The 17,392-nt window shown below is 37.3% G+C and carries 10 protein-coding genes; 8 read left to right on the top strand and 2 right to left on the bottom strand.

The features are described 5' to 3' along the window. Nucleotides 1-36 precede the first annotated feature (36 nt). Nucleotides 37-2,970: a M16 family metallopeptidase gene (locus tag J1905_RS04220; protein WP_214225997.1), complete on the bottom strand. Its 2,934-nt coding sequence runs from the start codon at nt 2,968-2,970 to the stop codon at nt 37-39. Nucleotides 2,971-3,221: 251 nt separating this feature from the next. On the opposite strand from J1905_RS04220, the gene surE reads away from it, so the two are divergent. From surE to J1905_RS04185, 7 genes are all read left to right on the top strand, one after another. Next, nucleotides 3,222-4,001 (top strand): 5'/3'-nucleotidase SurE, encoded by a 780-nt coding sequence (gene surE, locus J1905_RS04215; protein ID WP_173091857.1) that lies wholly within the window; start codon nt 3,222-3,224, stop codon nt 3,999-4,001. Then, on the top strand, nt 3,994-4,260 hold the full coding sequence (locus J1905_RS04210; protein WP_214225996.1) for a stationary phase survival protein SurE: 267 nt from the start codon (nt 3,994-3,996) through the stop codon (nt 4,258-4,260). Before surE ends, J1905_RS04210 begins: the two co-directional genes overlap by 8 nt. Beyond that, nucleotides 4,260-5,372 (top strand): lipid-A-disaccharide synthase, encoded by a 1,113-nt coding sequence (lpxB, locus tag J1905_RS04205; RefSeq protein WP_214225995.1) that lies wholly within the window; start codon nt 4,260-4,262, stop codon nt 5,370-5,372. The genes J1905_RS04210 and lpxB overlap by 1 nt, the downstream gene beginning before the upstream one ends. A gap of 607 nt (nt 5,373-5,979) precedes the next feature. Continuing rightward, nucleotides 5,980-9,021 (top strand): SusC/RagA family TonB-linked outer membrane protein, encoded by a 3,042-nt coding sequence (locus J1905_RS04200; protein WP_250317994.1) that lies wholly within the window; start codon nt 5,980-5,982, stop codon nt 9,019-9,021. 11 nt (nt 9,022-9,032) lie between these two features. After that, nucleotides 9,033-10,673, top strand: a complete 1,641-nt coding sequence (locus J1905_RS04195; RefSeq protein WP_250317993.1) for a RagB/SusD family nutrient uptake outer membrane protein — start codon at nt 9,033-9,035, stop codon at nt 10,671-10,673. Between the two features lie 166 nt (nt 10,674-10,839). Continuing rightward, complete coding sequence (locus J1905_RS04190; protein WP_214225993.1) at nt 10,840-13,101, top strand: GH92 family glycosyl hydrolase; 2,262 nt, start codon at nt 10,840-10,842, stop codon at nt 13,099-13,101. Nucleotides 13,102-13,105: 4 nt separating this feature from the next. Further along, nucleotides 13,106-14,521: a glycoside hydrolase family 125 protein gene (locus tag J1905_RS04185; RefSeq protein ID WP_214225992.1), complete on the top strand. Its 1,416-nt coding sequence runs from the start codon at nt 13,106-13,108 to the stop codon at nt 14,519-14,521. Nucleotides 14,522-14,818: 297 nt separating this feature from the next. On the opposite strand, the gene J1905_RS04180 is transcribed toward J1905_RS04185, so the two are convergent. Then, the gene (locus J1905_RS04180; protein ID WP_214225991.1) at nt 14,819-16,009 is read right to left on the bottom strand and encodes an ROK family protein; all 1,191 of its coding nucleotides are present in this window, start codon (nt 16,007-16,009) and stop codon (nt 14,819-14,821) included. Nucleotides 16,010-16,275: 266 nt separating this feature from the next. Here J1905_RS04180 and J1905_RS04175 point away from each other — a divergent pair, with 266 nt between their 5' ends. Further along, entirely contained in the window at nt 16,276-17,391 is a 1,116-nt protein-coding gene (locus J1905_RS04175; RefSeq protein WP_214225990.1) for a twin-arginine translocation signal domain-containing protein, read from the top strand. Nucleotide 17,392: the final 1 nt, after the last annotated feature.

Genomic DNA, 17,392 nt, shown 5'->3' with positions numbered 1-17,392 from the left:
GGTCAGGCGCTTTTAAATTATAGGCATTTTTTAGCCTTAGTATCCGAATATCTGTTCTAATGTTAGTTTGGTAACCGTCCCAAACTTCTGCATATCCTCTAATTTTACTTTTTTCTCAGAGGCAACAATACAATAGTTGTAAGGTTTATTGGCAACATTATTTGAGTGAAATTCTTTGATGTCGGCAAATGTTAAAGGTTTTAGACCGTTGTACTCATCAATTCTTGAATCATGATCAATTCCAAGTTTCTGATCTGCAAAGTAGCTTTGTATAATATCATCTTTGGTAACACGGCTCGTTTCAATCGCATTTAACGCATTGTATTTAGATGCCTCAAATGATTTGTCTGCTTGTGGCAAGTCATTTAGTAACTCGTTCATTCCAGCTACGGCATCATTCATTTTATCTGCCTGACTGCCAACATAAGCTACCATTGCATATTCTTTATCTTTTCTATCAGGTGATGAATAAACTGCAAATGTTGAGTAAGCCAAAGCCTTAGATTCACGGATCGTTTGGAAAACTATAGACCCCATACCACCACCAAAATAGCTATTGAATAAATTTATTTTGGATGTTAGACCTGGATTAAAAAGGCCACCATTTCTTACCCAACGAATCTCAGATTGAACCATATCATAATCGGCAAAATAGACCTGATTTGTTGCGTTGTTGGTATAGGTGAATTTTTTAGCAGGAGTTTCCGGGCTAAATGCCGAAGGTAGTTTATGAAGTTTACCAATACTTTCTGTAAATGCCTCTAGTGTTTGTGGCCCATAATAGGTAATGGTGTGCTTAAAGTTATCGATGTTGTGTAGGACGTCTATCAATTGACCTGAAGTAATGTTTTTTACTTCCTCATTGCTCAAAGTAGTATTAAATGGATTAGCTGAACCATATTGAGCGTAATTCATCAAACCACCAAGAATCGTACTCTTATTCAGTTTATTGTTCTCTCTTGATTTAAGAATGCGGCTTTTAAGTTCTACTAGCGCTTGCTCATTAGGTTTACAGTTGGCTAAAATATGCTCAACCAGACTTACTGCTTTATCAAAATTCTCCTGCAAGCCACTAATATTAATGGTAGTAACTTCATTGCCAACATTAATGCTGTAGTTACAGGCAATGTTGTAAAATTCTTTACTTATCTCTTCAGCAGTATATTTATCTGTAGCTAAAAATGTTAAATATTGTGAAGCATATGGTTGCAGCATATTGTTTAGTGTGCCCATATCAAAACGGTAAGACAAACGGAAAATACTGTTTTCTTTATTCTGAACGGTAATCACATCAGCTATGCCAGCTTTTCCAAAATTCAGGTCTTTTTTGTAATCCAGAAATTTAGGCTCTATCGGATTTGTTGGCGCTGCAAGTAAATTCTTTGTGAAAGCAGATGTTTCAGACGCATTTGTATTTACAGGAGTGATGGTTGGTTTTTCAACTTTAGCTATATTTTTGTCTTCACCTTTGTGCTTAAATGCAATAACATAGTTATTAATAAAAAACTGCTTAGCAAATTGAGTGATTTGACTTTTAGTAATTTTAGCCATCTCATCAGGATTGCTTAAGGATTTATCCCATTTAGTTCCACGGTTTAAAATGAACTCATTAGTTACCGACTCAACGCGGAAACTATTGTTGTCAAATGCTTGTAGCAAACCTAATTTACTATTGGCAACAGTTGCTTTAATAAGGCGTTCATCAAAATCGCCCTTTTTTAAGATCTCAATTTGCTCTATCAAAAGTTTTTGAACTTCCTCTAAGGTTTGTCCTTGTTTAGGTTGTGCGGTCATGCTGAAAACTCCGTAATCTTTCATTTGCTGATAGCCGGCATTTGAACGGAGAACTTTTTGCTGCTTATTTAAGTTGATGTCAAATAAACCTGCCTTTCCATTTGATAAAATACTAGAGATCAAATCCAATAGCATACTTTGTTTTGTGTTTTCTGCATAGCCTCTGTATGAAATCTCTATGCTTTCTGCACTGGGGCCATATATGTCGACCTTTTGGATTTTAGTTAAAGGCTTTTCCGGAGCAGGATTATAAAGCGCGACAGGCTTTGGTTGCATAAAGGCAAATGATTTGTCTACCTTTTTAATCATTTCATCCGGATCAAAATCTCCAGACATGGCTATTGCCATGTTGTTAGGTACATAGTATTTGTTGTAGTACTTTCTAATCTCGACTAAAGATGGGTTTTTAAGATGTTCTATGGTGCCAATTGTAGTTTGCTGGCCATAATTGTGAGTAGGAAATAAAAGCGCAGACATTTTCTCGTTCATCTTCCATGCATCATTATCTAGTCCGCGGTTTTTCTCCTCATAAACAGCCTCTAATTCTGTGTGGAAGATGCGGAATACAGGGTTGCGAAATCTTTCAGCTTGTAGGGCTAAAAATTTATCAGTTGCATTTGCCGGGAAATCCTCATTGTAAACGGTTTCCTCATACCATGTATGGGCATTGGTTGATTGACCACCTATTGCTTTCATCATCTTGTCGTATTCATTTGCAATAGAATAATTAGACGCAAGTCCTGATGTTTTGTCTATTTCTGCATAAATTTCTTTTCGTTTAAGAGGGTCTTTAGTTTTGTTGTATTGCTCATAAAGACCATCAATTTTATCCAAAAAAGGCTTTTCTTTTGCATAATCCATCGTGCCGAATTTATCGGTGCCTTTAAAAAGAAGGTGCTCCAGGTAATGCGCTAAACCAGTAGCTGTACGGGGATCTGTATTACTTCCGGCTCTTACAGACAATCTGAACTCAATGGTTGGTTCTTTTGTATTTTGAGATAAAATAACTGTTAATCCATTCTTTAAGGTGTAAAAGCGAGATTTGGTTGGGTCGTTTGTTACGTATTTGTAGGTGTAGCCATCAGTGGCGGTGGTTTTCCATTGATAGCCAGATTGAGCTAAAACCCCAGATCCGATTAAAAGGAAAAGGGACAACGCTAATAGTTTGTTCTTCATATGTTTAAATTTGATTTTTTTATGCGTTATAAGGTAGTCTTATGCTCTATCTGAAAAACCTCAAAACTGCCCTATAACTTTTAAGTTATACATCAAATATATGTGGATTGTACATTAAGTCCTGAACTTTAGACCGAATTCTTGTACTTTTACATCAACAATGACTGTAGGCATATCAGTTTTGCTTAAATAGGTGATTTTGACATCCCGACAGGCTTTGATTCTCATAATAAAAACAGATATATCTTACAATGAAAAAGCAACAATCCAGACCAAACATTTTAGTCGTAAATGACGACGGTATAACGGCTCCAGGAATTAAAAATCTAATTGAAGTTGTTCAGGAAATCGGAAATGTAGTTGTGGTAGCGCCTGATGGGCCTCAATCCGGAATGGGACATGCTATTACAATTGGTAAACCATTACGTTTTGATCGGGTTGATTTGTATCCGGGTGTGGAGATGTATAAATGCTCTGGTACACCTGTTGATTGTGTAAAGCTTGCTGTGAATAAGATATTTAAGGGTCAAAAACCTGATTTGTGTGTTTCTGGTGTTAATCATGGATTAAATAATTCAATTAACGTTATCTATTCAGGGACTATGTCTGCCGCAGTAGAAGGAGCAATAGAGGGAATTCCTTCAATTGGTTTTTCACTTGATGATTTCTCACAAGAAGCTGATTTTAGTCATTGTAAAAAGTTTATTAAAGCTATTTCCTTGCAAGTACTGGAGCATGGTTTGCCACAAGCGACTTTGCTTAATGTTAATTTTCCAAAGGGCGATGGCTTGAAGGGTATTAAGGTTTGCAGACAAGCCAATGCGAAATGGGCTGAGGAATTTGATGAAAGAAAAGATCCATACGAACGTCCATATTACTGGTTAACAGGTGTTTTTCAAAACAATGACAAAGGTGAAGATACTGATGTTTGGGCATTGGAAAACGGCTTCGTTTCAGTAGTTCCTGTTCAGTTTGATTTAACAGCTCATCATGCTATTCCTGTTTTAAACACCTGGACATTTGATGTTTAAAAATGTTAAGAATTCTGTGCTAATAGGTTTGGGTATCGGGGTTTCGGTACCCGGAGTATTGATAGTCGGAGTATGGTACCTGATGCATAAAATTGCTTTTTTAGCTAAAGCAGATTTGTTGCTAATCGGTTGTATTGCAGTTAATGCTATTCTAATGCATTATTTTTTTAAGCAGGATAAGGAAAATGTAGGGAGGGGTATCATTAGTGCTACCTTTCTCTGGGCATTTGTCTTCTTTTTTTATAAAGTTTCCAAATAATGAGATACTATTTAGTAGCCGGAGAGGCATCCGGAGATTTACATGGCGCCAACTTAATGAAGGCGTTAAAGGTTCAGGATCCTGATGCTGAGTTCAGATTTTATGGAGGCGATAAAATGAAAGCTGAGGGAGGTGTGCTTAAAAAGCATTATGCTGAAATGGCATTTATGGGTTTTACCGAGGTGTTATTAAACCTCAGAACCATCCTTAAGAATATGAAGGCCTGTAAAGCAGATGTGCTGGAGTACAATCCTGATGCATTGATTCTTATAGATTTTCCTGGTTTCAATTTGAAGATTGCAGAATTTGCAAAAGAGAATGGAATTCGTGTGTGTTATTATATATCTCCAAAGGTTTGGGCCTGGAATCAAAAGAGGGTTTTAAAAATTAAAAGAATTGTTGATAAGCTGTTCTGTATTTTACCTTTTGAAGTTGATTTTTATAAAGACTGGGGCATGGATGTTGACTATGTTGGTAACCCTCTGTTAGATGCAATTGCTCAGTTCAATCCCGATTCTTCTTTCAAAAATACTTACGGTTTGAATGATAAAATTATCGCTTTGTTGCCTGGAAGTAGGAAACAAGAAATAGAACGTTTACTGCCTGATATGCTCAGTGTTACAAGTCGTTTTCCAGACTATCAGTTTGTCGTTGCTGCGGCCCCCACTTTTGATGAAAGTTATTACAGACAATTCATCTCTTCAGAAAATGTAACCTTAGTTTTTGAAAGAACATATGATTTGCTGAATGTTGCCACCGCCGCTATTGTAGCATCTGGTACGGCAACACTTGAAACTGCGCTGTTTCATGTGCCTCAAGTTGTAGTTTATCGAGGAGGAACAATTTCTGTAGCTATTGCCAGAATGCTGGTTAAAATAAGGTTCATTTCTTTAGTGAACTTAATTATGGATAGGAAAGTGGTAACAGAATTGATCCAGCAAGATTGCAATACTCAAAATATTGCGAATGAACTTGATCTTGTTGTAGCAGGAGAGGGGCGACAAAAAATGCTGACCGATTATAAAGAACTGTCTTCAAAAATGGGAACCGCAGGAGCATCCGAGCGTACTGCTAAGCTTATAACTTCTTACCTTAAGGGAAATCACCATTAAACTAAGGGCCTAAAATAGGGATGAAGGATAATTTTTCTTCATCCCTCTGTCAGATCTCTGTAAAATCCGGGTCAAATCCCATTATTTATAGCTTCCTAAAAGCATCTTTTTTTGTCTCAAATTCCTCTAGTAATTGCTTTATTTTAAGTGTACTTAGCTGTAGATTTAACTTTTCTTGAGTTTGAAATGTAACAGAATTGTTCTCAAAAAAAATAAAAAAAGCAGGTGGGTTTAAACAATTTTCTTTAATATTGGCGTTGATAAAACGTTTTACTGAAAACTACTAACTGAAAACTACGTATACCAAATATTCATGAAAACTCAACAATTATTTTTAGCCGCTGCTCTCTCAAAAAACAATCAAGTGATTTCGTTAAATAAGTATTTTCTTTTAATCAATAATCGCTTCAGGGTATAATCTACCCCTCTCTCAATAAATCTAATTTTCTCTCTTTCTCAAGCTTTTTCTGAAGCATGACCATTGACTTTTTTGTCATTTGGTTTTTATGTTTTGAGATAAGTATGGATTTTTTATGCGCATTCGTAACAGGATTTGAAATTTTTAAAACTATTAATAAACACTAAATATAATTTAATTCAAAAACCAATGAACATTAAGCTACTAATTGGCACGGGGGTATGTCTACTCTGTTCCATGAGTTTCCGAAGCTACTCTGCTACAGAAGGCTATCTGGAAACGAATAATTTAAGTCGGGCTAGTTTATCTTTTGCAGATAAGCAAGCCGTTGCTCGTAAAATGGTAATTACTGGGGTAGTTCTAGATGAGAACTCTCAGCCTATTCCTGGTGTAGGTGTTAAAACTGCATCAAACAAATCTACAGTAACAGATTCTAATGGTAAGTTCAGCATCGAAGCTGAAAGCGCTACAGAATTAATTTCATTCTCATATTTAGGTTATACTACTCAAAGTAAACCAGCAGGAAATGGTACTACGCCATTGACTATTAAAATGGTACTTGATTCAGGGGTAAACCTTGATGATGTTGTTGTGGTAGGAGTAGGTTATGGCACTTTGAAGACTAAGGAAGTAACTTCATCTGTGGCTCACATTGGGGCAGAAGAATTTAGACAAAGTGGTTCAAGAAATCCATTAGATCTTATCCAAGGTAAAGTAGCAGGGTTAAATTTAACAAGAACTGGTGGCTCTAATCCAAATAGTGGTGTGTCGGTTCAACTGCGTGGCGCTGTTACGGTTAAAGGAGCTACAGGTCCTTTGTTTGTAATTGATGGAATTCCGGGCGGTAATCCTGACTTGTTACAACAGGATGATATTGCTTCGATAGACATTTTAAAGGATGGTTCTGGAGCAGCTATTTATGGTACAAGTGCAAATGCAGGGGTAATCATAATTACTACAAAAAAAGGCAAACCAGGTCCGCCAGAATTTAATTATTCTACATATTTTAGAAAAGAGTATGTTCAAAATAAAGCTGATTTCTTAACTGCAGATGAGTTTCGTCAGAGAATTGCCTCAGGTGAAATTAAATCTGCAGATTTAGGTGGATCTACTAATTTTTTTGATCAATTAGTTAACCGCCAGAACTTGTCACAAAATCACAATCTTGCTTTAACAGGTGGAACGGATAAAACAAGCTATAGAGCAAGTATAAATTACCGTGATCTAGAGGGGATTAGTAAAGCAAATGGCAGAGAAGAGTATACTTTAAGATTAAATGTAAATCAAAAAGGGCTGAATGATCGTTTAAATTTGCAAATAAACTTAGCTACAAATGTCAACAAAGCCAACCTTTTAGGTGGTGGTGGTTGGGAAAGTGAAGCAACTAAGAATCCAACGATTCCAAATTATAATCCAGATGGTACTTATCGTTTTGACTTAACCAGTACCAATCAACTTGCTCGCTTAGCACAGGAAACGAACTATAGAAAACAACAGACAAGCTCTGCGGATGCTAAAGCTGATTTAGATATTATTGATGGTTTAAAAGCTTCAATCTTTGGATCAATCACGAGAGATAGTCGTTTAGATGGGCAATATCGCTTAAAGGCTAGTGAAGATTCAATGGAAAATACAGATTTCCCAGGTGGTGGATATGGTTATAAAGGCGATTTTCTGTCTCAGGATTTTGCTGTTGAACCAACATTGAATTATACTAAAACGTTTTCAGGTAAACACAGTTTAACAGCATTAGCAGGTTATAGCTATCGTTATCATATCGAAGAGGGAGCGAGTCTTGGAAATCGCGGCTTTATTAACGATAGTTTTCATGAGGATAACCTCGGTAAGGGGGCTGCATTGGGTGAAGGTCTGGCTGAAATGAGTAGTTTCAAAAATGATAATACTTTAATCGCTTTTTTTGGAAGGGTAAATTATGCTTTGGATAACAAATATCTATTGCAAGTTATTTTGAGAAGAGAAGGGTCTTCTAAATTTGGAAAGAATAATAAATGGGCTAGTTTTCCATCAATTTCAGCAGGTTGGAATATGTCTGAAGAGAATTTTATGAAAAATATTTCATTCGTGAACTATCTGAAACTGAGAGTAGGCTATGGAGTTACAGGAAATAGTGGTATCCCTAACAATGCATCAAGGGTAACCCTTGGTGGCGGAGGGAAATATCTTTTCCCAGATGGAACGGGGACTTATTATGAAACTTATGGGCCAGATCGTAACCCTAATCCGAACCTTAAATGGGAAACTAAAAGAGAAACAAATATCGGGGTAGATTTTACAGTATTAAACAGCAGATTAAGAGGTAGTATAGATTTGTTTGATCGTACAACGAAAGATTTACTAGATGAGTACACTTCTCCTCAACCTCCATATATCCAAGATAGGATATTTACAAATGTTGGGACAATTTCTTCTAGAGGTATTGAACTTGCCTTGAATTATTCAGCGATTAAGAATACTGATTTTAGATGGGATATGGACGTAACTGCTAGTACACTTAAAAATGTTCTTGAATCTTATTCAAATGATTTGTATAAAGTTGAATATAAAACATTCGGCGGAATTGGCGGAGCGGGTGACTTAGGTGATGCGATCGTTACATATCAAGGAAGTAGATTAGGTGAATTCTGGGGTAAGCGCTTTGCTGGTTTTACTGATGATGGTAAATGGTTATTCTATAACAGAAATGGCGAAAAAGTAAGAAACGATCAAATCAATATTTCTAAGGATAGAAATAAGACTGATTTAGCTCCAATTGGAAATGGAATACCTAAGTATTATGCGTCATGGACAAATAACTTTTCTTATAAGAATTTCGATTTACGAATTTTCATAAGAGGGAAATTTGATTATGACATCTTAAATACAACAGCCCTTTCCTATGCAAATAAGACATGGAGTGGTAACCTGTTAAAAAGTGCCTTTACTAAGCATAGCCAAATAAATGATACATATATGTATTCGGATTACTATTTAGAGAACGGTACCAATGTAAAACTTGATGAGGTAACTCTGGCTTACAATTTTAAATTCAAGACCAAATTGATCCGCAATATGCGTATGTATTTAACTGGTCAGAACTTATTAACTATCACTGGTTATTCAGGAAATGATCCTGACTTTGTTGAGGATACCGGTACAGGACCCGGTATTGACAGTCGTGATAGATACCCTAGTACAAGATCATTCCTTGTAGGATTTAATTTTGGATTTTAATGTTTTGTAATATGAAAAATAAATCAATAATATATATAGCACTTGCTGGCTTGCTAAGTGTAACAAGTGCATGCACCAAGTTGGATGAAAATGCATACGATCAGCTTTTAACAGACGATTTTTACAATAATAAAACCGAAGTTTTATCTGCCGTTTTAAGACCTTATACTCATGCAAATGCATGGGTGACTCCTTCTGGGCAAGATAGCTGGTGGAGGGCTGCAGAGCTTTCTGGGGATCAATTAGCATGGCCTACTAAAGGCAGACACGGTGAGGATGGTGGTAAATGGAAAAGATTTCACTATCATTCATGGACAGCCGATGAGAATGGATTGAATAGAGCTTGGGTGTTAATGTATTGGGGTATGGGGTTATGTAATGATCCAATAGAGAATATCGAAAAACGTGATATTTCAAAAATGGGCATTAGTCAGATTGAAAAAGATTCATACCTTGCTGAGCTTAAGTTGCTTAGGGCTTTTCATTATCTTAAACTAATGGATCTCTTTGGAAATATTCCTGTTGTTACTCAGGTTGGTATCCCAGCTCAACCGGCAACAAAATCTAGAAAAGAGGTGTTTGAATTTGTTGAAAAGGAAATTAAAGAGAATATAGAAAAGGCTCCTAAATTGTCAAGAGATATGGTCGGCCGTATGAGCCAGGCGGGTGCTTATGCAATGCTAGTTGAATTGTACTTGAATGCTGAAGCTTGGACCGGAACCCCGCGTTGGGATGATTGTATTGCTGCTGCTGATAAATTAATTGGTGGTGCAGGTGGTGCACAGAATGGAACAATGGCTTTAGATCCTAATATAGCAGATCAATTTAGTACAACTAATGATCTTTCAAAAGAGGCGATTTTTTCTATTGCATATCAGTATAAGCCTGCTGGGTTTCAACCATCATGGACAGGTGAATTTTATCATTTTAAACAACAAGAAATCTATGGTGGTGGACGTAATGGGAATGATGGCGTAGTCGTAATACCAGGAGTATACAGCACATATAAAGATGCTGACTTACGTAAATCAAATTGGTTGCTTATTGGGAAGATGGTAAAGTTTACTGATGGAACACCAGTACTTGCCTCTGAGGAATATGCTGGACAACAATTAGAGTTTGTGGACAACATTCAAAAAAACAAAACTGGTTCTAAAGTTTCAAACATGAGTGAAGGTGAAGAGAACAGCGGTGTTCGCTTCAATAAATATAAACTAGGTAACCAATTTGCAGGTCCAGGTGGAAAACCTGAAGTTGATCCTAACTATAATAATACTGATTGGAATATCTATCGTTTAACATGGATCTATTTTGCGAAGGCAGAAGCGATTATGCGTAAAAATGGTGGGGCAGCAACAGCAGAAGCCGTGCAGCTAGTCAACGATAGTAAAAAACGTGCATTTACTGCTACTACATGGTCAGCTAATGCTTATACAACTGCTACGCTTACAATGGATGAGTTGTTGGCAGAACGTGGACGTGAGTTTATTTTCGAAGGTTTCAGAAGAAATGATTTAATCCGTTTTGGTAAGTTTACCACTGGGGCATGGTGGGATCACACGGCAAGTAGTTCAACACGTGAATTATATCCGATTCCTCAACAACAGCGTGATTTGAATCCTAATCTATCACAAAACCCAGGTTATAATTAAATAATAATTCCGTAGGATTATCCTATGTATTAAGAACGGGTGATTGTTAGCAACAATCACCCGTTCTGTTTTTAAAAGTAATTTTATTTTCCTATTATTGGGATACTAAATCGTTTTAAACCAAATATCAACCCCCTTATATAGGTAATAAGGGTGAACTACACACATGAAACTAAAATCTATTTTAATCGCATTTGTATTGCTCGCCAATGTAGCATTGGCACAACAACCAGATCTGGTGCAATACGTAAATACCCTTCAGGGTACTAATTCTAAACATGAACTTACTAGGGGTAATACATATCCCACAACAGCTTTGCCTTTCGGTATGCACACCTGGACTCCTCAAACAGGAAATAATGGAGACGGATGGAAGTACCAATATTTTAAGAAAACCATTCGTGGTTTTCAACAAGCACATCAATGCAGTTCATGGTCAAATGACTACTGTGTGTTTTCTTTAATGCCGGTTACCGGAAAACTTACTGTAAATGAAAATGACAGACAAGCTGGTTTTGATCATAAAAATGAAGTAGCCAAGCCAAATTATTACAAAGTAAAACTTGATAATAATATCGTAACTGAGATGGCCCCGACAGATAGAGGAGCACATTTGCGTTTTACCTTTCCTAAGAACGGCAAAAGTTACCTTGTTTTGGATGGATACACAGGCTTAAGTGAAGTAAAGATTTATCCGAAAGAAAGAAAGATTACAGGGTATGTTCATAACGGTCGCATCAGAGAAGATCTTAAGAGTTATTTCGAAATCATATTTGATAAACCATTTGTAAAGTATGGTACCTGGGATAATACAAATAATACAGTTGAAGAGGGTACACTAACTGCGCAAGGAAAAGGAAAGGGAGCTTATATCGAGTTTAAACAAGGTGAAACAGTACAAGCAAAAACTGCGTCATCTTACATCAGCGAAGAGCAGGCTAGCCTAACTTTAAAAACAGAGCTGGGGAAATTTAAAACCTTAGAACAAACAAAAGCAGCAGCAGCTAAAGTATGGAATGACCATTTAGGTAAAATCCTTGTAGAAGGAGGTTCAGAAGAAGATAAAGCAACATTCTATTCTTGCTATTTTAGAGCAAGTTTGTTCTCAAGACAGTTTTTTGAGTACGATAAGGATGGTAAACCATATTATTTTAGTCCTTATGATGGCAAAGTACACCAAGGGTATATGTTTACAGATACCGGTTTCTGGGATACTTTTCGTGCACAATTCCCTTTAAATACAATTATGCAGCCCACAATGCATGGCCGTTATATGCAGGCAATGCTAGATGCACAGGAGCAATGTGGATGGCTTCCATCTTGGTCATTCCCTGGCGAAGCTGGTAGTATGATCGGTAATCACGCCATTTCTTTATTGGCAGATGCCTGGGCTAAAGGAATAAGAACATTTAATCCAGAGCAAGCTTTAAAGGCATATCTTCATGAGGCAACCAACAAAGGTCCTTGGGGTCCGGCTAACGGTCGCCACGGGTGGAAAGAATATTATGAATTAGGTTATGTTCCATATCCTGAATACAGAGAGGCAACAGCAAAAACACTAGAATATGCGTACGATGATTTTTGTGGCTATAATCTAGCAAAAATGACTGGCAACGATTTCTATGCAGATGTATTTAGCAGACAAATGTATAACTATAAGAATGTTTACGATCCAGGTACCCGTTTCATGCGTGGTAAACAAAAGGATGGTAAATGGGTGCCAAATTTTGACCCTATTGAATGGGGAGGTCCGTTTACAGAAGGTAATGCATGGCATTATCAATGGTCGGTATTTCAAGACATTAAAGGGTTAATAAACTTGATGAAAGGGGAGCAGAACTTTACTGCTAAACTAGACTCCGTATTTTCTGAACCTAATACCGTTAAAGTTGGAACCTATGGGGGCTTAATCCACGAAATGACAGAGATGGTTATGGCTAATCTTGGTCAATACGCGCATGGTAACCAACCAATTCAGCACATGATTTATCTGTATAATTATGCCGGACAACCATGGAAGTCACAGTTCCATGCCCGTAATGTAATGCATAAGCTATACAATTCTACTGAAGATGGATATCCGGGTGATGAAGATCAGGGACAAACTTCTTCATGGTATGTATTAAGTGCTATGGGTTTTTATAGCGTTTGTCCGGGTACAGATCAATACGTTATTGGTAGTCCGATGTTCAAAAAGATGACAATCAGTCTCGAAAATGGCAAGAAATTTATCATAGATGCGACTAACAATAACAAAGAAAACGTTTACATTAGTACAGCAACGTTAAACGGGAAAACATATACCAAAAATTTTATCACGCATAGCGATATCACCAATGGAGGTATATTGAAATTTGAAATGAGTAATAAACCAAATCTGCAAAGAGGCCTTTCTGTTGATGATAAGCCTTTTTCTTTATCAAAATAAAACAATGAAACGAAGAATCTTTTTACAAAACACCGGGTTATTGGCAGCCGGACTTATGGTAGACAAAGTATCATTTGCTGCGGCACCTGATTTCCCTGTTGTTAGGGTACCTGAATCAAAAAGACACTTTCAAAGTAAAGCTGTAGAAAGTGCAATTGCTGAATTTAAAAAGAATGTAAAAAACAAAGAATTAGGATGGTTGTTCGAAAACTGTTTTCCTAATACTTTAGATACTACAGTAACTTATACAGAACAAAATGGTAAACCTGATACTTATGTAATCACAGGTGATATTGACGCAATGTGGTTGCGTGATAGTACTGCACAGGTAACCCCATATTTATCGTTGGTAAAGGATGATAAAAAACTGCATGATATGATTGCAGGTGTAATTAATCATCAGATGAAATGTATTCATAAAGATCCTTATGCTAATGCCTTTTATGGCGATGAAACAAAGGAAGGTGAGTGGATGACAGATATTACAGACATGAAACCTGGTATTCATGAGCGTAAATGGGAAATTGATTCGTTATGTTACCCAATCCGTTTAAGTTATCAATATTGGAAGTTAACAAAAGACACAGTTCCATTTGATACTTACTGGAGAGATGCAATTGCTTTAATTGTTAAGACCTTTAAAGAGCAACAAAGAAAGAATGGTCAGGGACCATATCATTTTCAACGTAAAACATCTTGGGCAACTGATGGTGTGCCTTTAAGCGGATATGGATATCCAGTAAAACCGGTTGGGTTAATCTGTTCTTCTTTCCGTCCAAGTGATGATGCAACGATTTATAACTTCCTTGTTCCATCAAACTTCTTCGCTGTTATCAGTTTAAGACAAGCAGCTGAAATATTAGAGGCTGTAAATAAAGATGCTGCTTTGGCAAAGGAATGTCGTGCTTTGGCTACTGAGGTAGAGAATGCATTACAGAAATATGCGATCGTAACACATCCTCAGTTCGGCAAAGTGTATGCGTTTGAGGTAAATGGTTACGGTAGTTTCAATATTATGGATGATGCTAACGTACCAAGCTTGCTTGCCCTACCTTATTTAGGTGCGGTAAAACCAAATGATCCGGTATACATCAATACTCGAAAACTGATCCTATCATTAGAAAATCCTTTCTATTTTGAAGGTAAGGCCGGAAAAGGAATAGGTAGTCCACACACAGGCTTAGATAAAATTTGGCCAATCAGTGTTGTAATGAGAGGTTTAACCAGTAACAACGATGCAGAAATTAAGCAGTGTTTACAAACATTGCAAAGCTGTCATGGCGGAACAGGTTTTATGCATGAATCTTTCAATAAAGACAATGCTAAAGACTTTACAAGATCATGGTTCGCTTGGTCGAACACAATTTTTGGAGAGTTACTTTGGAAAATTTACAAAGAAAAGCCACACCTTTTGGTGTAGAGTATAGTCAGGATCCTGAGAACATAATCTTAGAAAAAATACAAAAAGTGGTAGTGAAATTTTCATTACCACTTTTTTTTATGAATTTTTTTTGGTTCGAAAGATGAGTCGGTATTGGAACGTATCTCATTCGGGCTTTGTTCGACTGTGGTCGAACGAGGTACGAACGAGGTCCCTTTAAATGTGGTGCCAGAGACGAATATATTTTAGGTTGAAAATCAGATCTAATTCCGATTTAATTGCAACCTCAATTGGGCTCTATAGCTGTCAATAATTAAATTTAGATAAAATAATTGATTAAGCAAAATCGCAGTTTTCTACAACTAGTGTAGCTGCGCCCAGAAGCTCTGATTCTGAGGCAAGACCTGAAACTTTTATTTCAGTGTGTTCAGCCAATCTTGGAATGCAAAATTCATTGATTGCGTGTTGTATCGGAGCCATTAAAAATTTACCTGCAATGGCTCCTCTTCCACTTAAAACTATAAGTTCCGGATTCATAATATGGATCAATGTGGCAAGGCCTTTCCCCATTACAAATGATGCATCAGAAAGTATAGAAATCGCTAAAGGATCTCCCGCTTTTGCAGCATCAAGGAAATGATCTCCAGGTAGCTTTGATTCGTCTTTAAATAAATTTTCGAGGCTTGAGCTGATGCCTTCAGCCATTTGAACACGTGCCTTTTCAACTAAAACCAATAAAGAGGTATCTACTTCCAGGCAACCTCTTTTTCCGCAGGAACACAGTTTGTTGCTTTGGGATAAAGGGATGTGGCTAAATTCACCAGCATAGCCATTGTGGCCTTTAAATAAACTACCATTAATAATCATACCTAAGCCAGTACCCCAGCCTATATTTACAACCATAATATCATTATAGCCTTTACCGATTCCAAATTTCAATTCGGCAAAAGCAACCAGACTGGAGTCGTTTTCTATAAATACAGGTAGGCCAATTGATTTTTTTAGATAGTCTTTTAAACCTTTATCACTAGGTGATTTAAGGAAAGAATGGTTAACTCCCTGTTCTGTATTTACAAAGCCGGGCATCCCAATTCCCACACCAAGAATCTGTTGGGCAGCAATTCCTGACTTGGTTACATTTGATTTAATAAATTCAATTAATTTGGCTAAAGCGTCGGTATCTTCAGTCAAATTGAGAGAGAGTGTATATGTTATGTTCTGTGGCCTGTTTAATAAATCGTAAATAACCATTCGGGTTACCAACTGATCCATCGCGACAGCAACGATGTACATCTGTTTTTGAGGGTTTAAAGAAAAGGTTAAAGGCCTGCGTCCTCCACTTGATGGAGCAAGACCATGCTCAAGAACATAACCATCGTTTACCAAATCATTAACCGCACTGGTGATTAATGGTAAGCTTTTATGACTAAGAGCGCTCAATTCAGTTAAAGTGAGCATTTTGCTGTAGTACAGCTGTTTTATCACCTCTTTTCTTAAGAGTTGATACTTTCTAATTGTTGCAGTCATTGTGAGTGTTTTCCATAGGCTGGTAAGGCCTAGAGTAAGCCAGTTTAAATATTAATATACATAAAGACTACGGATAGTCGTTTAATTTATAATTGGGTTGTTTTTGTTCAAAAGAGAACAAGCATTGCGCCTTTTGGAACTGCTCAATCGTTCAAGCACTTTGCGTGTCTAATTTACTTAAAATTATTATCTCATAGGATTATTGTTAGTATATTTATAGCATTACCTAAAAATTAGACGCCTGAACGCAATACGATATCAACAAAATGAACCATTTTTCAAGACGAACCTTTCTTAAAGGAGCTGCTGGGTTAACTGCAGGCCTATTACTTAGCGATAATTTACTTGGTCAGGAAAATACCGAGCTCTCTTTCCCCAACAGAATGTTGCCAGCCCCCTTAAATGGTGGTTTTGCTATGGATGATTATTGGGTATGGGATCCCTCGGTGGTAAAGGGAGAGGATGGTCTTTATCATATGTTTGCATCAAGGTGGAGTAAAGAATATGGTTTTGGTAATTGGGTAACCAATTCGCAAATTGTTAGAGCCGTATCTAAAACCCCAGCTGGGCCTTATCAATTTGCAGAAGTTGTTTTACCTGCAAGAGGCAAGCAGTTTTTTGATGGCTGCGCAACACATAATGCGCGTATAGTGAAAAATGGGAAGTACTTTGTACTATATTATTTTGGTACTCATTATTCTGATCCCGCTCCGAAACCGGGGGATGATGTATGGGATAATGGGGTAGCCAAGAGGTCGTGGATGAATAAACGTGTAGGGATGGCATGGTCTAAATCAGTTTACGGGCCATGGACCAGAAGCGAAAAGCCCATCATCGAACCAAGACCAGGACATTGGGATGCATCTATAACTTCTAATCCGTCACCAGTGGTACTGCCGGGAGGGAAAGTTTATTTAATGTACAAATCTTCTCCTAAGAATTATGATCCACCTTTGTTGCTTGGAGCTGCAGGAGCTAAATCATTTCGAGGTCCCTATGAGCGCTTATCAGACAAACCTCTCTTTGAATTTCATACTGCCGGACAAATGGAAAATGATGTAGAAGATCCATTTGTATGGTGGGCCAAGGATCATTTTGAGCTAATCATGAAAGATCGTTTTGGCCATATTTGTGGCGAAGAGGGTGGAGGTATCCATGCTTTATCTAAAGATGGGATAAAATGGGATCTTGCCAGCCCTGTAAAAGCCTATTCTAGAACTGTTAAATGGGAGGACGGTACAACAACCAAACAAGGTAATTTCGAAAGACCGTTCCTGCTGTTTGAAGATGGAAAACCAACACATTTATTTGCGGCTACAGGAGCAGGAAGCAGACCTTATCAATTAGAAAGATCTTGGAATATGGTTATCCCACTTAAATAGC

Source organism: Pedobacter sp. B4-66 (genome assembly GCF_018492665.1).
Taxonomy (GTDB): Bacteria; Bacteroidota; Bacteroidia; order Sphingobacteriales; family Sphingobacteriaceae; genus Pedobacter.
This window is presented reverse-complemented; position numbering and strand designations above follow the sequence as displayed.